The organism is Streptomyces sp. NPDC051105 (assembly GCF_040682795.1).
Lineage (GTDB): Bacteria > Actinomycetota > Actinomycetes > Streptomycetales > Streptomycetaceae > Streptomyces.
In genome coordinates this window covers 1-19,448 of record NZ_JBFBBR010000002.1, presented here as the reverse complement: position 1 = coordinate 19,448, position 19,448 = coordinate 1, and the positions used below count along the sequence as shown (strand labels likewise).

Genomic DNA, 19,448 nt, shown 5'->3' with positions numbered 1-19,448 from the left:
CTGAGAGGAACGAAGGCCACGGTCGGTCGACCGTGGCCTTCGGCGTGTTCAGCGCAGCCGGTCCCCGGGCAGCTCCCCCGCCGACACCTCCAGCACGCCCCGCTCGGTCACCAGTGCCGTCACCAGCCGGCCCGGCGTCACGTCGAACGCCGGATTGTGGCCGCGCGACCCGGCCGGCGCCGTGCGGACGCCCGCCCACTCCAGCACCTCGTTCTCGCCGCGGAGTTCGATGTGGATGTCGTCACCGGTCGGCGTGGCCAGGTCGACCGTGGTGGTCGGTGCCGCCACCAGGAACGGGATCCCGGCGTACGCGCAAGCGAGGGCCAGCCCCACGGTGCCCACCTTGTTCGCCGTGTCGCCGTTGGCCGCGATCCGGTCGGCGCCGACGATCGCCGCGTCGACCTCGCCGCGCAGAATGGTCCCGGCGGCGGCCGCGTCGGCCTGGACGTAGTGCGGGATGCCCTCCTGGACGAGTTCCCAGGCGGTCAGGCGCGAGCCCTGCAACAGGGGGCGCGTCTCGTCGGCGTAGACGACCTCCAGGCGTCCGCGCGCGTGCAGTTCACGGATGACGCCGAGCGCCGTGCCCCAGCCGGCCGTGGCCAACGCGCCCGTGTTGCAGTGGGTGAGGATCCTCAGGGGCCGGTCCTCGTCGGCCTTCTTCAGCAGCCAGTCGGCTCCGTACGCGCCCATCGCGCGGTTGGCCTCGACATCCTCGCGCTGGACGGCGGCGGCCTCGGCCAGCACGGCGTCGAGGCCCTCCGCGAAGCGGGTCATGACCCGGTCCACGCACACCATCAGGTTGACCGCGGTCGGGCGGGCCTCGCGTATGCGGCCCACGGCCGTACGCACCTGCGCCTCGCTCCAGCCCTCCCGCTCGCCTTCGAGCAGCGCGAGAGCCACGCCGTAGGCGCCCGCCGCCCCGATCGCGGGCGCGCCACGCACCACGAGCCGCTGGATCGCGTCCACCAAGGTGTCCACATCCCGGACGTTCACCGTCTCGGTGCGATGCGGCAGTCGGGTCTGGTCTATGAGCGTGAGGCCGGATCCCGTCCAGTCGACGGCACGCAATTCCTGGGACATAACGGGACGCTCCTGATGTTCTGACAGTGCCTGCCACCGTACATGACCTGGGAGAACCACAGTTCGAGACAGATGGACGGTTGGCCGGATCCGGGTGTTACAGTCCAGCACCCGCATTCCACGGGTCAATACTCCATTCCGCGGACCGAGACGACGAAGGAGGACACATGCCGCTGCTCACCCGGCGCCTGTTCCTCGACTTCGGCCGCTGTACCGGCGACGCCTGTCGCTGCTGAGCCGTCCCCCTCAGCAGACCGTCGTCCGATCACCCACTCCCACGCGCCCACCGCCGAGCGCGCCTTGCCGTACCCGGAAGGTCCCCGATGCACCGCAGACACCGCCGTACCCTCCAGCTGACCGCGCTCGCCACCGGAACCGTTCTCCTCGCCACCGCCTGCAACGCGGCCGCCAAGAACGACTCGTCCGCCTCCGCGGGCAGCAGCGGCAAGGCCTTCACCCTCGTCACCCCGGACTCCGTCGGGGAGAACGAGTTCCTGAAGCTGGCCGTCAGCGGCATCAAGGACGCGGCGAAGCAGCACGACGGGACCTCGAAGGTCTACGAGTCCACGGACACCGCCTCCCAGCAGCAGAACGTGCAGGCCGCCGTCGACGCCAAGCCGGACGTCATCGTGCTGGTCGGCTTCGAGTTCGCCGACCTCGTCGCGCAGCAGGCCGAGAAGAACCCGAAGCAGCAGTTCCTGATGGTCGACGCGTGCACCACCAAGACGTATCAGAACGTCAGCTGCGCGGTCTTCCGCGAGCACGAGGGCGTCTACCTGGCGGGCGCCGAGGCGGGCCTGCTCAGCGAGTCGGGCAGGGTCGGCGCGGTGGACGTGCTCGACACCCCCCAGTTCCGCCGCTACAGCGACCCGTTCGCGGCCGGCGCCAAGAAGGTCGCCGCGAAGACCGAGACGTCGACCCGCTTCGTCGGCGGCCAGTCCCCGTTCGACGACTCCGCCCGCGCCAAGGAGCAGGCGAACACCCTCCTGTCGAAGGGCTACGACCAGGTCATGGCGGCCGCCGCGGCCGGCAACTACGGCGTCTTCGAGGCCGCGAAGGCCAAGGGCGCCTTCGCCTACGGCGTCGACGTCAACCAGTGCCCGTCGGCGCCCGGCACCGTCGTCGACAACGTGATCAAGCGCACGGACGTCGCCGTTGAGAAGGGCATCGAGGCGGTCCTCGGCGGCAAGACGGGCACGACCGTGTCGTACGGCCTGAAGGAGGGCGGCATCAGCCTGACCGGGCTGGAGGACGGCGTCGACTCGTCCAAGTGCGTGATAGCCCAGCACCAGGACGTCCTGACGAAGGTCAAGGCGCTGCGCGACCAGATCGTGTCCGGTGAGCTGACGGTCGATGACCCCGCGGCCAAGTGACCAGCCGGTCGGGGCCGTCGAGGCCCCGGCCGTAGAACTCCGGGGCATCACCAAGCGGTTCCCCGGCACGCTCGCCAACGACGCCGTCGACCTGACCGTCCGCCACGGTGAGATCCACGCGCTGATGGGTGAGAACGGTGCGGGCAAGTCCACGCTGATGTCGGTGCTGTACGGGATGGAGCGGCCCGACGCCGGTTCCGTGCACATCGACGGGCACGAGGTGTCCTTCGGCGATCCGGGGGACGCGATGGCCGCCGGGCTCGGCATGGTCCACCAGAGCTTCAAGCTGTTCGACTCGCTGACCGTCGCCGAGAACGTCGTCTACGCGGCCGAGCCGCGCCGGTTCGGGCTGGTGGACCGTGCCGCCGCGCGCAGGCGGGTACACGAACTCGCCGCGGCACACGGTCTCACCGTCGATCCGGACGCCCGGGTCGGCGACCTGCCGGTGGGGTTGCGGCAGCGCGTCGAGATCCTGAAGCTGCTCCACCGTGGCGCCCGCACACTCATCCTCGACGAACCGACCGCGGTGCTCACGCCGGGCGAGGCCGACGCCCTGTTCGCCGTGCTCAAGTCGCTCGCCGCACAGGACCGCACGGTGATTCTCGTGACGCACAAGCTGCGCGAGGTGCTGGAGGTCAGCGACAACGTCACGGTGCTGCGCGACGGCCGGGTCGCCGCCCGGCTGCGTACCGCGGCGACGAGCGCCGACGAGATCGCGGCCGCGATGACCGGCCGCTCGGTGGAACTGGACCGCGTGCACGCACCCGGCACCGCCGGGGATGTCGTGCTCGACGTCGCCGGGCTGTGCGCCGGGGGCGCCGTACGCGACGTCGACCTGATGGTCCGCGCGGGCGAGATCGTCGGTGTCGCGGGCGTCGCGGGCAACGGCCAGAGCGAACTCGTCGAGGCACTGGCCGGGCTGCGACCGGTCACCGCCGGCCGGGTCACCCTCTCCGGCCGGAACGTCACCCACGCCTCGGCGGCCGACCACCGCGCCGCGGGCCTCGCCTACGTACCCGAGGACCGGCACGCGGTGGGCACCGCACCCGCCGCGTCCGTCGCGGACAACCTGGCGATGGGACATCACCGGACAGCGCTGTCCTCCCGGCGCGGCCTGCTGCCGCCCGCGGCCGTACGCGCCCACGCGCGGCGTCTCGTCGAACGCTTCGGCATCAAGGCGGCCACGCCCGAACTGCCCGCGGCGACGCTCTCCGGCGGCAACCTGCAGAAGCTGCTGATCGGACGCGAACTCGCCCACGACGCACCGCTGCTGCTGGTCGAGCAGCCCACCCGGGGCGTCGACATCGGCGCCATCCAGACCATCCACGACCAGATCATCGCCTACCGCGACGCGGGCCACGCCGTCCTGCTGGTCTCGGCCGAGCTGAGCGAGATCCGCGGACTCTCGGACCGGGTCCTGGTGATGTACGAGGGCCGGGTCACGGCCGCGTACCCGAAGGACGCGGCGGACGAACGCACGCTCGGCCTGGCGATGGCCGGCGTCACGGCGCGGCGGCCCGATGCCGTGCAGGACGGAGACGGAGACTGACATGGCCCGCATACCGGACGTGACGTGGGCATCAAAGGCGCTGCGCTCCCCCGTCACCTTCTCCCTCCTCGCCGGAGTCATCATCGGCGCGCTGTTCCTCATCGGCACCGGTGCGGATCCGGTCGCTGCGTACGGCGCCGTCATCACCGGATCGCTCGGGTCCGACGGGATCGGCGCGACGCTGAGCACCCTCACCAGTGTGCTGGGCATGGCGCTCGCGCTGGCCGTCCCGCTGCGCGCCGGGCTCATCAACCTCGGCGGAGACGGGCAGATGGTGCTGGGCGGGATCGCCACGGCCGTCACCGGGCTGTACTCGCCCCTGCCGCCGTCCCTCACCGTGGTGCTCGCGCTGCTCGCCGGCATGGCTGTCGGCGGCGCGTACGCCGCACTCGCGGCGCTGTGCGAGAACCACCTCGGGGTTCCGCTCCTGGTGAGCAGCCTGTTGCTCAGCTATCCGGCGGTCAGCCTGGCCTCCTATCTGGTGCGCTATCCGCTCAAGGAGCCGGGCTCCAGCCTGCCGCAGACGCGCCGGCTTCCCGAGGGCGTGGCGCTGCCCGCCTTCGGCTCGTCGACCGTGACGGTGGGCCTGTTGCTGGTGGCGCTCGCCGCGGCCGTGTACCGGTTCGCCGACTCCCGTACGGCCATGGGCTACGAGATCCGGATGACCGGCCTCAACTCCCGCTTCACCGCCTACGCGGGCGTGGACCACAAGGGCCTGACGCTGCGTCTGATGGCGGCCTCGGGGGCGCTGGCCGGGCTCGTCGGTGCGATCGGCGTGCTGAGCTTCCCGTACCGGTTCCTCGACGGCTCGCTCACCTCGCCGGGCTACACCTGGACGGGTCTGACCGCCGCGCTGCTCGCGGCCGCCGCCCCGCTGGGCACGGTCCTCGCGTCGTTCTTCTTCGCCGTGCTGCAGGTCGGCGGGCTCTCCATGGAGCGCGCCACCGAGGTGCCCAGGGAGCTGACGCAGGTGCTGCAGGGCATCGTCATCGTGTTCCTGGCGGCCCGGCTGCGCTTTCCGCGCAGACGCAAGGCAGCCGAGGTCGGGGAACCGGTCGTCGCCCAGGGGGAGTTGGCCTGATGTTCTTCGACTCCGATCTCCTCATGTCCGCGCTTCGCGCGCTCACCCCGGTCCTGCTGGCCGCGCTCGGTGGTGCGCTGTGCGAGCGCGCGGGCGTCTTCAACATCGGCCTCGAAGGCCTGATGCTGGTGGGCTGCTTCACCGCCGTGACCACCAGCTGGTTCACCGGCAGCCCGTGGCTCGGCGTGCCGGCGGCCGCGCTCGCCTCCGCCGCGTACTCGCTGATCCTCGCCGTGGGCGCGGTCACGCTGCGCGGCGACGCGGTGGTCCTCGGGGTGGCCATGAACCTCCTCGCGGCCGGCCTGACCAGCTACCTGCTCCGTACGGTCTTCGGAGTCCAGGGCACCTTCGACGACCCGAGCCTCACCGGGCTCCCGCTCGTCGGAGGCTTCTCGCCCCTGACGTACCTGGCGTGGGCCGCCGTCGTGGTCACCGCCGTGCTGCTGTCCCGGCACGTCTGGGGGCTGCGCCTGCGCGGTGTCGGCGAGGCTCCGGACGCCGCGGCGACGCTCGGCGTGAGCCCGGCCCGCCACAAGTACGCGGCGGTGCTCCTGTCCGGGGTGCTGTGCGGGCTGGCGGGGGCACAACTCGCCCTCGGCAACGTCACGTTGTTCTCCGAGAACATGACGGCCGGGCGTGGCTGGATCGCGGTCGTGGCCGTCATGCTGGGCCGTGCCATGCCGCTCGGCGTACTGCTCGCCGCGCTGCTGTTCGGCATCGCGGAGGCCGCGGGCTTCCGCCTCCAGGGCCTCGGCCTGCCGCAACAGGCGACCGACGCCGCGCCCTACGTCGTCACTCTCGGTGCCCTGTTCCTCACCACGGCCCGGCGCCGTGGCCGTACCCCCCGTACCCCCCGTACCACCGGTTCCACCAGTTCCACCGACCCTTCCGGAGTCACCACATGACCCAGGACCTGCTGCCCGTCACCCGCATACCCCGCACCGGCCTGCCGCCCCGTGCCCTGGTCGTGGGCGACCCGGCGCGCGCGGCGGACGTGGCCGCGCTGCTGGAGGGGGCCGAGGAGATCTCGTACCACCGCGAATACCGGGTGTTCAGCGGCAGCTGGAAGGGTCTGCCGGTCACCGTCGCCTCGCACGGGGTGGGTGCGCCGGGCGCGATCCTGCTCTTCCAGGAACTGGCGGACGCCGGTGTCCGCACGCTCCTGCGGTTCGGCACCGCGGGCGCGATGAAGCCGGGGATCCGGGACGGCGACCTCGTCATAGCGGAGGCGGCCGTGCGCGACGACGGCGTGACCCAGCAGCTGCTGCCGCCCGAGTACCCGGCCGTGTCCGCCCCCGAGGCGGTGTTCGCGCTCCGGCGCGCGGCACGCGAGGCGGCCGCCCCGCATCACCGGGGCATCGTGTGGACCCGGGCCGCCTTCCAGCCCGGGCTGCTGCCGCTCAACGGATACGACAGGGCCGGGCTCGCCGCGATCGAGATGGAGCTGTCGGCGCTGCTGGTGACCGCCTCGCTGCGCGGGCTCGTCGCGGGCGGTGTACTCGTCGTGGACGGCGCGAACGCGGACGAACTGGTCGACGAGGAGGCTGTCTTGTCGACAGGCGGCTACAACCCCCACCGTGAGGTCGTGGTGCGGGGCGTGGAGCGCGGCGCCGTCGTCTCACTGGAGGCCCTTCGGCTGCTGGCGGAGGAGGGGGAACGGGCGTGACCGTCCCTGCCGACCTCCTCGTTCACGGCGGTGACGTCCTCACGGTCGACGACGCCGGCACCCTCGCACGCGACGGAGCCGTCGCCGTCCGCGACGGCGAGATCCTGGCCGTCGGCCCCACGGAGGTACTGCGCGTCCGGTACGCCGCCGCCGACACCCTCGACGCGACCGGCTGCCTGGTCCTGCCCGGCCTCGTCAACACCCACACCCACCTGGCGATGACGCTGCTGCGCGGCCGCGCCGACGACGTGACGCTGCAGGGCTTCCTGGAACGGGTGATCCGCTGGGAGGGAAAGCTGCTGTCGCCGGAGAACGTGGCCGCGGCGGTCCGCGTGGCGGTCGCCGAGAGCGTGCGGGCGGGCGTGACCTCCGCCCTGGACATGTACTGGTTCCACGAGGCCGCCGAGCGCGTCGCGCGGGAGTCGGGCTGGCGGCTGCACACCGGCCCCACCTTCATGGACGTACCCGACCCGGCCGACGGCATCGCCTACGAGGACCGCCTCGGGTGGGCCCGCCGCGACCTGGCGGCACGTCAGGTCCGGCCCGGCACCCGGCCCGTCCTCTTCGCGCACTCGGCCTACACGCTGTCTCCGGAGCAGCTGACGGACATCGCCGCGCTGGCCAGGGAGTTCGGCGCGCTGCTGCACATCCATGCCGCGGAGAACGCCGCCGAGGTCGCCACGGTCGAGGCGACGCACGGCAGACGCCCCGTGGAGCTGCTGGGCGCGCTCGGACTGCTCGGCCCCGACCTGCTGCTCGCCCACGCCGTGGACCTGACGGAACCCGAGATCGCGGCGCTGGCCCGCACCGGCACCTCGGTCGCCCACTGTCCGGTGTCGAACCTCAAGCTCGGCTGCGGCATCGCCCCCGTGCCGCGGCTGCTCGATGCGGGTGTGACCGTCGGACTCGGTACGGACGGCGCGGTCAGCTCCAACACCCTGGACCTGCTGGGCGCGGTGCGGCAGGCCGCGCTCGTGCACAAGGCGGGCGGCGACCCCACGGCGGTCGGCGCCGAGCAGGCTGTGCGCATGGCCACGATCGAGGGCGCCCACGCGCTCGGCCTCGACGGGCAGCTGGGCTCCCTGGAGCCGGGCAAGCGCGCGGACCTGATCGTGCTGGACCTCGACAAGCCTCATCTCACCCCACGCCACGACGTGTGGTCGATGCTCGCCTACGCCGCCCACTCCTCCGACGTACGGGACACGGTCGTCGACGGACGGGTCCTGATGCGCGACCGCGCGCTCACCACCCTCGACGAGGCCGCGGCCCTGAAGGCCCTGTCGGACCTGGACGCACGGTCCGGCCTGGACGCGCGATCCGACCTGGAGGTTCTGGCATGACCGTCACCCGGGGCTTCACCGGACGTTCACGCGCCGACGACCGCGATCCACGGCTGCCTCCCGGCCAGTACGACGCGGGGGATTCCTGGCCCGTGCTGTCCGCCGAGGTCACCCCCGACCTGACGCCTGCCGACTGGACGTTCCGCGTCGACGGTCTGGTGGCCGAGGAGCGCACCTGGTCGTGGGACGAGGCGCACGCGCTGCCACGGTCCGGGTACGTGGGGGACATCCACTGCGTCACCAGCTGGTCGAAGTTCGGGGTGCAATTCGGCGGCGTGTCCCTGGACACGTTCCTGGAGCTGGCCCGCCCCCACCCCTCGGCCACGCACGCCGTCGCGTACGCGCACACCGGATACACCACGAACCTGCCGCTGTCCGACCTGACGGGCGGACGCGCGTGGATCGCCTGGGAGTTCGGCGGCGAGCCGCTGGACCCCGGACACGGCGGCCCGGCACGGCTCGTGGTACCCCATCTGTACCTCTGGAAGAGCGTCAAGTGGATCGCGGGCCTGCGCGTCCTCGATCACGACGAGCCGGGTTTCTGGGAGCAGAACGGCTACCACGCCCGCGGGAACCCCTGGAACGAGGAGCGGTACGCCGGTGACTGAGGGCGCGACCGAGACGTTCACTCCCCCGACCCGGTTCGCCGTGCCGGGACGGATCGCCGTGAGCAACCGTGCCGCGGCCACCTGGCAGCCGGCCCGCCTCGTCGAGGTCCGACGCGAGACGCCGCGCGCCTCGACGTTCCGCTTCGCCGTGCCCGGCTGGGCGGGCCATCTGCCCGGCCAGCATCTGATGCTGCGCCTGACGGCCGCCGACGGATACGTCGCCCAGCGCCACTACTCCATCGCGTCGGCGCCCGGTGACAGCGGCCACGTCGAGCTCACCCTCGACCACGTCGAGGGCGGCGAGGTGTCCGGCTGGTTCCACCGGGTGGCCCGGCCAGGCGACACCGTCGAGGTACGCGGCCCGCTCAGCGGGTTCTTCGCCTGGCCCGGTGACCGGCCGGCCCTGCTGCTCGGCGCCGGCTCCGGCGTCGTACCGCTCATGTCGATGGTCCGCGACCACCGCCTGCGCCGACTGACCGTACCCGTGCGCCTGCTGGTCTCGGCGCGCACTCCCGAGGACCTGATCTACGCGGACGAGTACGGGGCCGAGACCACCCCCGTCTTCACCCGCACCGGGCCGCCCGGGGTACGCCCCGGCCGCCTCTCGGCCGCCCACCTGGAGCCCTACCTGGCGCGGCCCCCGGCCGAGGGCTGGGAGGCATACGTCTGCGGCTCCAACGCCTTCGCCGAACACGCCTCCCGGCTGCTCGCCGAGTTGGGCCAGCCCGTGGAGCGGATCCGCGTCGAGCGCTTCGGCTGACCCCGGTTCACGGCAGAGCAGAGTTACGGCAGGGCAGAGTCGCCGCTCCACGTCCGTCGACGGTATGCAGGCGGCCAGAGGGCGGGAGGAAGCCGGCCGCCGTAGGGCCGATCGTCGCCCCGCGCTCGGGCCCGTGCCCCGGTCCCCTCGGGCGCGGGCGTGCGGGCGTTGGCCTGTCGAGGGTGGAAGTGCGTACAACGACGGGCCGCATGAGGCGCCTTGACTGGGTCACGGCGCGCTTCGCCCCAGTCAAGTGCGCTGGTCCCCAACTGGTCCCCGAGAATGATCAAGGGACCGCTTCAGATTTCCTCTGAAGCGGCCCCTGACCTGCGACTTCGAAAAGTCGGGACGACAGGATTTGAACCTGCGACCCCTTGACCCCCAGTCAAGTGCGCTACCAAGCTGCGCCACGTCCCGCTGCGGAGTCACGCGGTGTGTCCCGCGTGATCACGCAGGTCAACACTACCGCACGCGTGCCGGTGATGCTGCCGTCCGCTCCGTGACCGCTGCGGTGACGCGCTGTCCGCGGCGGACCGGCACCAGGAGCGCGGCCCCGGCGGCGGTCAGGCAGAACAGGGTGAGCAGGGCCCAGGCGTGGGTGTAGCCGGAGGCGTAGGGCAGTCCGGAGGGCTGGAGCCGGCCGGTGACCAGGACGCTGGTGAGCGCGGCGCCGATGGAGCCGCCGATCGTGCGGATGTTGGCGTTCATGCCGGTCGCGGCGCCGGTCTGCTCGGGCGGCACGCTGCCGACGACGAGGTTGGCCATCGAGGCGAAGGCCAGGCCGATACCGAGGCCGAACAGGCCGGAGACGACGGCGATCTGCCACTGGGCGGTGTGCCACAGGGTGAGCAGGCCGAGGGCGAGGGCGCCGAAGGCCGCTCCGGCGGTGAGGAGCGCCTTCGCGCCCACCCTGGGCTCCAGCCGGCCGCTGAGGATGCCGGAGAGGAACATCGCGAGCAGCATCGGGAGCATCAGCAGCCCGGAGGCGGTGACGCCGGCGCCGAAGCCGTATCCGGCGGTGGACGGCGTCTGGACGAAGCCGGGCAGGAAGGACCAGAGGGCGTAGATGCCCGCGCCGAAGAGCAGGGCGGCGGCGTTGGTGGTCCAGACGACGGGCAGCCGCATGACGCGCAGGTCGATCAGCGGGGTGCGGGAGCGGGCCTCGACGAGCAGCCACACCGCGAACAGCGCGACGGCCGTACCGAACAGACCGAGCACCTTGGCCGAGCCCCAGCCCCACTGCCCGGCCTGGCTCAGCGGCAGCAGCAGCGCCACCAGCCAGGCGGAGAGCAGCCCCGCGCCGAGCCAACTGACGCTGCCTTCGGCCCTCTTGGGCGACTCGGGGACATAGCGGGCGGCGATGAGGACGGTCACGGCGACCACGCCGACCGGGATCCAGAACAGCCAGCGGTAGTCCAGCGCCGAGACGATGGGCCCGGCGGCCACGATGCCGACGCCGCCGCCGGCCGCGATCACCGCGGACAGGTTGCTGATGCTGCCGCTGACCTCGCCCGGGGCGAACTCGTCCCGGATGATGCCGAAGGAGAGCGGGAACAGGGCGCCGCCGACGCCTTGGACGACCCGGGCGATGATCAGGACGCCGATGTTCGGCGCCAGGGCGGCGAGCAGACAGCCCGCCAGGACGGCCAGCAGGACGGCGACCAGGGTGCGCTTCTTGCCTGCCAGGTCGCCGACGCGGCCGAGTATCGGGGTGAAGACCGAGGCGGACAGCAGATAGGCCGTCATCACCCAGGTCGCGTTGGACTGCGAGGTGTGCAGGGCATGTTGGACGGTCGGCAGGGCCGGCGCGACCAGCGACTGGAGCATGGAGAACACGCCGGCACCGGTCGCGAGGACCGCGAAGGTGAGGCGGGTGGACTTCCGGGGCATGAAAGAGCCTCTCCGAACATCGGACACGGAGGGAAAGAGCGGGGAAAGAGATGTCTGGGTCGGTGCGGAAGGGCGCGGGCGCAGGCCGCGGCCGGCCATGGCGGGCCCTTTCCACACTGCTAAAGTGGAGGTACGCCTCCACTGTACTGGAGGCAATCCTCCGCTTCAATCGAAGTCGAGGAATTCCTCCGGTTCACCTTCGTCCGTCCCCCGGGAGGCAGCAGTGACCGTCGGTCCCTTCCCCGTCAGTGAGATCGTCGCGTCCCGCAGACCGCACCGCAAAGACGCGGCCCGCAACTACGACGCGCTGATCGCGGCCGCCCGCGAGGCGTTCGCCGAGAACGGCGCGGAGGCCTCCCTGGAGGACGTCGCCCGCCGCGCCGGGGTCGGCATCGGCACCCTGTACCGCAACTTCCCCACCCGCCGCGACCTCTTCGAGAGCGTCTACGCCGACGAGGTCAACACCCTGTGCCGGGTGGCCGTGGAGCTGGCCGAGCTGGAACCGTGGCAGGCCCTGACCTCCTGGCTGGACCGCTTCACCGCCTACATGGTCACCAAGCGGGCGGTCCGCGACGCCCTCAACGACGAGTCGGAGATCTTCCAGGCCTGCCGCGACTCGATGTACGGCGCCGGCGGCCCGCTGCTGGAGCGGGCCCAGAAGGCGGGCGTGGTGCGGACGGACATGGAGATCGGCGATCTGCTCCGGATGGTCTCGGGCATCACGGCAACGGCCTTCGTGGACGAGGCCCAGCGCGTCCGGGTGATGGGCATCGCCCTGGACGGGGTGAGGACGGTGCGGTAGACGCCCGAGCGTAGACCGTTCACCGTTCAATGAACGGATCTACTTGATCAGCGCGTTGGCCACCACCACGATCACCCCGAGCAACGCGTCGAGGATGCCGATGAGCACGGCCGCGGGCCAACTCCGCGCCGACCAGCGGGCCGTGACGAGTCCCAGGCCGAACAGGATCACGATGTTCAGGACGAACGCCGGGTACTCGACGCCCTTGGGCGGCCACCAGCCCCAGCCGGCGCCCGCGAGCAGGAAGACCGTGGGCAGCACGGCCGTGACCAGCGGCCACTCGTCGGCCAGGGAGCGCAGCCCGTCCCAGCGCCGGTGCGGGGCACGCTCGGCGATGTAGTGGGCGTAGCCGTGGGCCAGGGCGGAGGCACAGGCGGTCACCAGGAGCCAGAGGGCGTCGTAGCGGCGGCTCGCGGCGGAGGTGTGACCGTACTGGGTGAGCGCCGCGACCATGGAGGAGGCCAGCACGGCGCCGTAGACCCCGCCGAACAGGACGGCCTCGCGGGTGTCGTGCGGGTGCGGCTCCGCCACCGCTGCCGTGGAGTCGGCCATGCTCTCCACGATCACCCCGGCGCGCCGCCCCCGCCAGTCCGGACGGCCCGACGAAGTGTCCTCCCACCAGGCCCGATGCCCCACACCCTGTCCACGCCCAGGCACCGGCAGGGTCGCTAGGGTCGCCGTATGACGACGCACAGTTTCGCCCTGCACATCCCGGACGCCGAGCTCGAACCCGACCCGCTGGACCCGGACCAGATCGTCTCCGGCACGCCCGAGGTCAGCGGGAAGGTGGTCTGGGAGTCGGCCGACGGCAAGCAGATCCGGGGGATCTGGCAGATCACCCCGGGGGTGGTCACCGACACCGAGGCGGACGAGCTGTTCGTGGTGGTCAGCGGCTCGGCGACGATCGAGGTGGAGGGCGGCCCGGCGTTCACGGTGGGCCCCGGGGACATGGCCGTGCTGCGCGCGGGCGACCGTACGACGTGGACGGTGCACGAGACGCTGCGCAAGGCGTACGCGATCAATCTGTGAGAGGGGTCCGGCCGGTCCGTGAGACGGGTAGGGGGCCGGTCCCCGAGAACCACCCGGCTCAGCGTCCCGTCGGGGCCGGCACGTTGTACGGCGTGACCACCTGGATCGCCGACGGCACGGTCGGGCCCGCCGGGGGCAGGGCGCCCTGGGCGCGCATCACCAGGTGGCAGGCCTCACGCATGTCCTGCCGCAGGTCGTGGTGGAGGACGGCGGACAGGCGGTGCTCGTGCAGCAGGCGGGTGTTGTCGTGGTCGAGGTCGTGGGCGACGAACACGGCGCACTCCCGGCCCAGCTCGGCGAAGGCACGCAGGGTCGCGTTGTTGCCGCCACCGATGGAGTACACGGCGCGGATCTCCGGGTCGCGTTCGAGGGCGGCGCGCACCAGGTCGTACTGGGTGGCGTCCAGCCCCTGTCCCTCGGCGATCTCCACCACCGTGCGCTCGGGATGGGTGGCCCGCATGACGCTGCGGAAGCCCATCTCGCGCTCCTCCTCGTTGCGGAAGAAGCCGCTGCTGAGGCTGGTGAGGACATTGCCTGGCCGGTCGCCGAGCCACTGGCCCATCAGATACGCGGCGGTGGCACCGGCCGCGCGGTTGTCGATGCCGACGTAGGCGAGTCGGCCGCTGGCGGGCAGGTCGGTGACCAGGGTGACCACCGGGATCTCCGCCGACCTGAGACGCCCCACGGCGGCGGTGACCTCGGGGACGTCCGGCGCCTTGAGGATCACGCCCTGCGAACCCCGGCGGGCTATCCGGTCGAGCGTCCCCACCAGCTCCGCCACCGGCCCGGTCTCCCGGAAGTAGAACCGGGAGCGCACCACCGCCGGGTGCAGCGAGGGCAGCTCGGCCTCCAGCGCCCCGCGCACCGCGGTGGTGAACCTCTCGGGTGCCTGCATCACGATGTCGACCATGAAGGTGCGACCCACCAGCCGGACCTGGGTGCGCTGCCGGTCCAGATCGGCGATCGCCTGCCGCACCTCCCGTTCGGTGCTCTCCCGCACCCCTCCCCTGCCGTTCAGCACCCGGTCCACGGTGGCCTCGCTGAGCCCTGCCTGACGTGCGATTTCACGGATCGGGAAGGGATGGCCCACGGCCTGGCTCCTTGAGGGGTTTTTGATGGCTCACTGCTGGTTGTTCGAGGGGTTTGTACTGACAAGAATGACAGAGCCCCACCCTCCCATGGCCCTGACTGCGGCCATGACCGTGGCCATGACCGAAAGAAGGACACCGATGTCCCTCGCCGCCGAACAGGGCCGCGCCTGGTTCTCCCCGCAGGACTGCGACCTCGACACCTTCCGCGCGCTGGTCGAGCGGACCACCGACCTGGCCGCCTACCCGCACGCCTCGGCCGTCGAGCGCGACGTCCTCGTCTACGACAGCGAGCGGCTGCGCACCGCCGACGCGCCCCGCGAGGTGCGGACCGAACTCGTGCGCGCCCTCAGCGACGGCCCGGGCGTCGTCGTCTTCAAGGGCGCGTTCCCCGATCCGACGGTCGTCGACCGGGCCACGGCGGTCTTCGACGCGCTGATCTCGGAGCAGAAGGAGTCGGGTGTCGGGGCGGGCGACCACTTCGCGAAGCCGGGCGCCAACGAACGGGTGTGGAACGCGCTGGAGAAGGCGGCGCTCTACGACCCGGAGGGGTTCGCCGACTACTACGCCAACGACATCCTGGCCCTGGTCTCCCGCGCCTGGCTGGGCCCCGGCTACCAGGTCACCTCGCAGATCAACGTGGTCAACCCGGGCGGCATGGCGCAGACCGCGCACCGCGACTACCACCTCGGTTTCCTCTCCGACGAGCAGGCCGAGGCCTACCCGGCCCATGTGCACCGCCTCTCCCCCGTGCTCACCCTCCAGGGCGCGGTCGCGCACTGCGACATGCCGGTGGAGTCCGGGCCGACGCTGTACCTCCCCTACTCCCAGACCTATGAGCCGGGTTACCTGGCCTGGCGGCGGCCGGAGTTCCAGGACTACTTCAAGGCCCACCACGTGCAACTGCCGCTGGCGAAGGGCGACGCGGCGTTCTTCAACCCGGCGGTGTTCCACGCGGCCGGCACCAACCGGAGCGTCGACGTACGGCGGATGGCCAACCTGCTCCAGGTGTCCTCGGCCTTCGGGCGGGCCATGGAGACGGTGGACCGGGAGGCGGTGACCAACGCGGTCTACCCGGTACTGCGCCGGCGCCGGACGGAGGGGGCCGCCGAGGCCTGGCTGGAACACGTCATCGCGGCGAGCGCCGAGGGCTACCCGTTCCCGACCAACCTCGACAGCGATCCGCCGGTCGACGGCATGGCCCCGCCTTCCCAGGCGGACCTGGTACGGCGGGCGCTGCGCGAGGGATGGACCGCGCGGGTGTTGCGGGACGAACTGCGGGCCGCCTCGGCCCGGCACGAGAGCTGAAAGGTCAAGGATTCCATGGGACTTCTCGACGACAAGGTCGTCCTTGTCAATGGCGGCAGTCAGGGCGTCGGCGCGGCCATCGCGCGGGCCGCGGTCCGGGAGGGCGCCACGGTCGCCGTCACCGGCCGCCGCCCCGAGCCCGGCGAGGCGCTGGTGGCCGAGCTCTCCGCCGCCGGCGGCAAGGCGCTGTACGTGCGGGCCGACCTCTCGGACGCCGAACAGGCCAAGGCCTCGGTGGCCGCGGTGGTCGACGCGTACGGCCGGATCGACTGCCTGGTCAACTCGGCGGGGCTCACCTCCCGGGGCACCCTGCTGGACACCACGCCCGAACTGTTCGACCAGCACATCGCGATCAACCTCAAGGGGCCGTTCTTCGCGATGCAGGCGGCGGTCGCCGACATGGTCGCGCGCAAGGCGCCCGGCACGGTGGTCAACATCATCACCTCGGCCGCGCACGGCGGGCAGCCGTTTCTCGCGCCGTACGTCGCCGCCAAGGCCGGCCTGATCGGCCTGACCCGCAACGCGGCGCACGCGCACCGCTGGGACCGGGTGCGGATCAACGGCCTGAACATCGGCTGGACGGCGACGGAGGGCGAGGACGCGACGCAGCGGGCGTTCCACGGGGCGGAGGACGGCTGGCGGGAGGAGGCCGCGTCCAGGCTGCCGATGGGAAAGCTCGGCCAACCGGACGAGATCGCGGACTTCGTGGTGTTTCTGCTGTCCGAACGGTCAGGGGTGGTGACCGGGTCGGTGATCGACTGGGACCAGAACGTGCTGGGCGGGCTCGACTAAGGATGTGCCGCGCCAGGCCGTGAGTCGTCTGCGGCGCCGCTGTGGCTGGTCGCGTCCACGCGGCGGAGCCGCATATCGACATAGCCCCCGCCCCTGACGGGGCGCTTCAACTGCAAGGAGTACAACGCCCATGCGTATGGGAATCCTCGGCCTCGGCCGCATCGGTGCTTTCCACGCCGAGACCCTCTCCAGGCTCGACATCGTCGAGTCGCTCGTCCTGACCGACCCGTTCGCGGACGCCGCCAAGGCCGCCGTCGAGAAGTTCGGCGGCGAGGTCGTCGACTCGCCCGAGGCGCTGCTGGCCGCCGGCGTGGACGGCATCGTGGTGGCCGCTGCCACCGACGCCCACCCCGCCCTGATCCTGGCCGGTGTCGAGGCCGGCATCCCCGTCTTCTGCGAGAAGCCCGTCGCCAAGCACATGAGTGACGGTGTCGCGGTCCTCGAGGCCGTGCAGGGCAAGGGAGTGCCGATCCAGATCGGCTACAACCGCCGTTTCGACGCCGGGTTCGTCGCCGCGCGTACCGCGGTCCAGGCCGGCGAGCTGGGCAAGCTGCACACCGTCCGCTCGACCACGCTGGACCCGGCGCCGCCGCCCGCCGCCTATGTCGCCGTGTCCGGCGGCATCTTCCGGGACTGTTCCGTGCACGACTTCGACATCATCCGCTGGGTCACCGGCCGTGAGGTCACCGAGGTGTACGCGGTCGGCGGCAACCGGGGCGCCGACTACATCAAGGAGGCAGGCGACGCCGACACCACCGGCGCGATCCTCACCCTGGACGACGGCACCATCGCGGTGGTCTCCAACTCCCGCCACAACGCCCGGGGGTACGACGTCCGTATGGAGCTGCACGGGTTCCAGGACTCGATCGCCGTCGGTCTGGAGGACAAGCTCCCGCTGCGTTCGGTCGAACCCGGGGTGACCTTCCCTGCGGGCACCCCGCACGACTTCTTCATGGACCGCTTCGCCGCGGCCTACCGCGCCGAACTCACCGCGTTCACCGAGGTCGTCGCCGGCAGCCGCCCCTCCCCCTGCACGGTCGAGGACGCCCTGGAGGCCGGCTGGATCGCGGAGGCCTGCACGCTGTCCCTGCACGAGCACCGTCCGGTGACGATCGCGGAGGTACGCGGCGCCTGACACCGGGCACGGCGGCGGGGCGGGCGGAGAGACCGTACTCCGGTCTCTCCGCCCGCCCCGTCGTCGTTTCCCGCCTGCCCAGGCCCGCAGCCCGTCCACGGTCAGCCGCAGGATCCGCGCCGCCGCGCCGCCGCGCGCCGGGTCGATCCGCCACACCACGCTGAGCTGGAGGAGTACGTCCTCCGGGTCCGGCTTGAGCGTGCCGTCCGCGGCGCCGGCGTCGAGCCGTTCCGATGGCGTGCACGAACGGCCTGTCGCGGCCCGCTTCCGGGACCCCGCGCCGCGCGAGATCACCCCGGCGCTGGGCCGGCGCGACCGGCACACCACCGAGAAGGCGGCGCGGCTGCTCGGCCGGCAGCCGCGCCCCGGCCCGGGAGACGGTGCTGGACTGCGCCGGGAGCCTGCTCGCCCGCGGCGCGGTCGCGGTCCCGGCGGTTCAGAGGCCGTAACGCACCGCGAACTCGTCCGGGTCGTAGGCGTCCCGGTCCGGGTCGTGCCCGATCGCCGGCCTGGTCTCGACCATCTGCTCCGGGCGGATCCGATCCGGCAGCGCGCCGAAACGCCGGTGCCGCAGCACCTCGTCGGCAGCCTCGACGTCCGGCTCCGCCTGCTCTTCGTAGGTCATCCTCGCCCCCATGGCCCGTGTCCTCCGCCACGGCGGCGTGGTGGCCACCGCGGCGGAGTTCGGTTTCGTCTCGTCGTCCGGAAGAACGTCCGGGTCCTGGCGTGTGTTCCCGGGCTCAGGCGCCGCAGGACCGCAGGAACTGCCGGGTGCGCACCGCGATGGGCAGCGGCTTGTCCGGCTCGCAGGGGTACATGTCCTGCTCGACGATGGCGAACAGGTCGACGCCCAGCCGCTGCGCCGCCTCCATCACCGGGCCCAGCTCCGGTACCCCGGTGGGCGGTTCGCACATCACGCCCTGGGCCACGGCCGGCCCGAACGGGGTGCCCTTTGCCTGGACGTCGGCCAGGATCGCGGGGTCCACCTGCTTGAGGTGGAGGTAGCCGATCCGTTCGCCGTAGGTCTCGATCAGCTTGACGCTGTCGCCGCCGCAGTAGGCGTAGTGACCGGTGTCGAGGCAGAGGTTGACCAGGTCCGTGTCGGTCGAGTCGAGGAAGCGCTCCACGTGCTCCTCGGTGTCGATGTGGGTGTCCGCGTGCGGATGGACGACGATGTCCAGGCCGTACGTCTCCTTCACCTCGTGGCCGAGCCGTTCCATGCCCTTGGTGAGGTGGGCCCACTGCTCGCCGGTCAGCTCGTGCGGCTCCAGGATCTCGGCGGTCTTGTCGTCCCGCCAGAAGGACGGGATGACCACCAGGTGCTTCGCGTCCATCGCCTGGGTGAGCGCGGCGACCTGGCTGACGTGCTCCCAGGTGGAGTCCCAGACGGCGGGGCCGCGGTGCAGGCCGGTGAAGACGGTGCCGGCCGAGACCTTCAGGTTCCGCCGGGCGATCTCGTCGGTGAGGCGGGCCGGGTCGGTGGGAAGGTAACCGTACGGGCCGAGTTCGATCCAGGAGTACCCGGCCTCCGAGACCTCGTCGAGGAAGCGTTCCCAGGGGACCTGCTGGGGGTCGTCCGGGAACCAGACGCCCCAGGAGTCGGGGGCCGAGCCGACACGGATGCGGTCGAGGGCGTTCGCCATGGGTCAGGACTTTCCTTCCGGACCGGTCACCGCGGGCGCGGTGAGGTCCTCCTCTTCCGGGAGTTCCTCGGTGTCGACTCCGCGGACCTGGGACAGTTCGTGCTTGAGGGCGGCGAGTTCGGTGCCGCCTGCCATGTGGTTGGTCAGCTCTTCCAGGGTGATCTCGCTGCGCCCGGCGGAGAGTTCCAGGGTGCCGAGGCGCAGCACGGTGAAGTGGTCGCCGACCATGTAGGCGTGGTGGGGGTTGTGGGTGATGAAGATGACGCCGAGGCCGCGTTCGCGGGCGGCGGCGATGTATTTGAGG

Annotated in this window: 19 protein-coding genes, 1 tRNA gene and 1 pseudogene; 13 read left to right on the top strand and 8 right to left on the bottom strand. The window is 71.9% G+C overall.

Translation table 11 applies throughout. From position 1 onward, the window contains the following. Positions 1 to 48: 48 nt before the first annotated feature. The gene (mtnA, locus tag AB0N16_RS04120) at positions 49 to 1,080 is read right to left on the bottom strand and encodes an S-methyl-5-thioribose-1-phosphate isomerase (RefSeq protein WP_365792847.1); all 1,032 of its coding nucleotides are present in this window, start codon (positions 1,078 to 1,080) and stop codon (positions 49 to 51) included. Positions 1,081 to 1,403: 323 nt separating this feature from the next. On the opposite strand from mtnA, the gene AB0N16_RS04115 reads away from it, so the two are divergent. From AB0N16_RS04115 to AB0N16_RS04080, 8 genes are read left to right on the top strand one after another with little or no spacing between them, the layout of a single operon-like run. Beyond that, the gene (locus AB0N16_RS04115; protein ID WP_365792845.1) at positions 1,404 to 2,453 is read left to right on the top strand and encodes a BMP family ABC transporter substrate-binding protein; all 1,050 of its coding nucleotides are present in this window, start codon (positions 1,404 to 1,406) and stop codon (positions 2,451 to 2,453) included. Next, positions 2,434 to 4,002 carry an ABC transporter ATP-binding protein gene (locus tag AB0N16_RS04110; protein WP_365792843.1) on the top strand — a complete coding sequence of 523 codons (1,569 nt, stop codon included), beginning with the start codon at positions 2,434 to 2,436 and terminating at the stop codon, positions 4,000 to 4,002. The genes AB0N16_RS04115 and AB0N16_RS04110 overlap by 20 nt, the downstream gene beginning before the upstream one ends. A 1-nt stretch (position 4,003) precedes the next feature. Then, entirely contained in the window at positions 4,004 to 5,083 is a 1,080-nt protein-coding gene (locus tag AB0N16_RS04105) for an ABC transporter permease (RefSeq protein ID WP_365792841.1), read from the top strand. Next, on the top strand, positions 5,083 to 5,988 hold the full coding sequence (locus AB0N16_RS04100) for an ABC transporter permease (protein ID WP_365792839.1): 906 nt from the start codon (positions 5,083 to 5,085) through the stop codon (positions 5,986 to 5,988). The genes AB0N16_RS04105 and AB0N16_RS04100 overlap by 1 nt, the downstream gene beginning before the upstream one ends. Beyond that, positions 5,985 to 6,749 (top strand): nucleoside phosphorylase, encoded by a 765-nt coding sequence (locus AB0N16_RS04095; protein ID WP_365792837.1) that lies wholly within the window; start codon positions 5,985 to 5,987, stop codon positions 6,747 to 6,749. Before AB0N16_RS04100 ends, AB0N16_RS04095 begins: the two co-directional genes overlap by 4 nt. Further along, positions 6,746 to 8,089 carry an amidohydrolase gene (locus AB0N16_RS04090; protein WP_365792835.1) on the top strand — a complete coding sequence of 448 codons (1,344 nt, stop codon included), beginning with the start codon at positions 6,746 to 6,748 and terminating at the stop codon, positions 8,087 to 8,089. The genes AB0N16_RS04095 and AB0N16_RS04090 overlap by 4 nt, the downstream gene beginning before the upstream one ends. Then, positions 8,086 to 8,697, top strand: coding sequence for a sulfite oxidase-like oxidoreductase (locus AB0N16_RS04085; protein WP_365792833.1), 612 nt, complete (start codon positions 8,086 to 8,088; stop codon positions 8,695 to 8,697). Before AB0N16_RS04090 ends, AB0N16_RS04085 begins: the two co-directional genes overlap by 4 nt. Continuing rightward, the gene (locus tag AB0N16_RS04080) at positions 8,690 to 9,457 is read left to right on the top strand and encodes a ferredoxin reductase (protein ID WP_365792831.1); all 768 of its coding nucleotides are present in this window, start codon (positions 8,690 to 8,692) and stop codon (positions 9,455 to 9,457) included. The genes AB0N16_RS04085 and AB0N16_RS04080 overlap by 8 nt, the downstream gene beginning before the upstream one ends. 343 nt (positions 9,458 to 9,800) lie before the next feature. Here AB0N16_RS04080 and AB0N16_RS04075 read toward each other — a convergent pair. Together AB0N16_RS04075 and AB0N16_RS04070 are read right to left on the bottom strand one after the other, a co-directional pair. Beyond that, a tRNA-Pro gene (locus AB0N16_RS04075) sits at positions 9,801 to 9,874 on the bottom strand. A 45-nt stretch (positions 9,875 to 9,919) separates the two neighbouring features. Next, positions 9,920 to 11,347: an MFS transporter gene (locus AB0N16_RS04070; protein ID WP_365792829.1), complete on the bottom strand. Its 1,428-nt coding sequence runs from the start codon at positions 11,345 to 11,347 to the stop codon at positions 9,920 to 9,922. Between the two features lie 223 nt (positions 11,348 to 11,570). Between AB0N16_RS04070 and AB0N16_RS04065 the strand changes: the two genes are divergently transcribed. Then, positions 11,571 to 12,149 (top strand): helix-turn-helix domain-containing protein, encoded by a 579-nt coding sequence (locus tag AB0N16_RS04065; RefSeq protein ID WP_365792827.1) that lies wholly within the window; start codon positions 11,571 to 11,573, stop codon positions 12,147 to 12,149. A gap of 39 nt (positions 12,150 to 12,188) precedes the next feature. Here the strand turns inward: AB0N16_RS04065 and AB0N16_RS04060 are convergent, their stop codons facing one another. Next, entirely contained in the window at positions 12,189 to 12,701 is a 513-nt protein-coding gene (locus tag AB0N16_RS04060) for a hypothetical protein (protein WP_365792825.1), read from the bottom strand. Between the two features lie 129 nt (positions 12,702 to 12,830). Between AB0N16_RS04060 and AB0N16_RS04055 the strand changes: the two genes are divergently transcribed. Then, positions 12,831 to 13,178 carry a cupin domain-containing protein gene (locus AB0N16_RS04055; protein ID WP_365792824.1) on the top strand — a complete coding sequence of 116 codons (348 nt, stop codon included), beginning with the start codon at positions 12,831 to 12,833 and terminating at the stop codon, positions 13,176 to 13,178. A gap of 58 nt (positions 13,179 to 13,236) precedes the next feature. On the opposite strand, the gene AB0N16_RS04050 is transcribed toward AB0N16_RS04055, so the two are convergent. Then, a complete protein-coding gene (locus AB0N16_RS04050) occupies positions 13,237 to 14,268 on the bottom strand; it encodes a LacI family DNA-binding transcriptional regulator (RefSeq protein ID WP_365792822.1) in 1,032 nt (343 codons plus the stop codon). 139 nt (positions 14,269 to 14,407) lie between these two features. On the opposite strand from AB0N16_RS04050, the gene AB0N16_RS04045 reads away from it, so the two are divergent. The 3 genes from AB0N16_RS04045 to AB0N16_RS04035 all read left to right on the top strand — a co-directional run bounded on the left by AB0N16_RS04045 (position 14,408) and on the right by AB0N16_RS04035 (position 17,501). Beyond that, positions 14,408 to 15,574, top strand: a complete 1,167-nt coding sequence (locus AB0N16_RS04045; RefSeq protein ID WP_365794007.1) for a phytanoyl-CoA dioxygenase family protein — start codon at positions 14,408 to 14,410, stop codon at positions 15,572 to 15,574. A gap of 15 nt (positions 15,575 to 15,589) precedes the next feature. Next, on the top strand, positions 15,590 to 16,366 hold the full coding sequence (locus AB0N16_RS04040; RefSeq protein WP_365792820.1) for an SDR family oxidoreductase: 777 nt from the start codon (positions 15,590 to 15,592) through the stop codon (positions 16,364 to 16,366). 130 nt (positions 16,367 to 16,496) lie between these two features. Next, positions 16,497 to 17,501: a Gfo/Idh/MocA family oxidoreductase gene (locus AB0N16_RS04035; RefSeq protein WP_365792818.1), complete on the top strand. Its 1,005-nt coding sequence runs from the start codon at positions 16,497 to 16,499 to the stop codon at positions 17,499 to 17,501. Between the two features lie 436 nt (positions 17,502 to 17,937). Here the strand turns inward: AB0N16_RS04035 and AB0N16_RS04030 are convergent, their stop codons facing one another. The 3 genes and pseudogenes from AB0N16_RS04030 to AB0N16_RS04020 all read right to left on the bottom strand — a co-directional run. After that, on the bottom strand, positions 17,938 to 18,126 hold the full coding sequence (locus tag AB0N16_RS04030) for a hypothetical protein (RefSeq protein WP_365792816.1): 189 nt from the start codon (positions 18,124 to 18,126) through the stop codon (positions 17,938 to 17,940). A gap of 115 nt (positions 18,127 to 18,241) precedes the next feature. Continuing rightward, entirely contained in the window at positions 18,242 to 19,144 is a 903-nt protein-coding gene (locus tag AB0N16_RS04025; RefSeq protein ID WP_365792814.1) for a sugar phosphate isomerase/epimerase, read from the bottom strand. Positions 19,145 to 19,147: 3 nt separating this feature from the next. Further along, a pseudogene (locus tag AB0N16_RS04020) lies at positions 19,148 to 19,448 on the bottom strand (sugar ABC transporter ATP-binding protein); the annotation flags it as partial.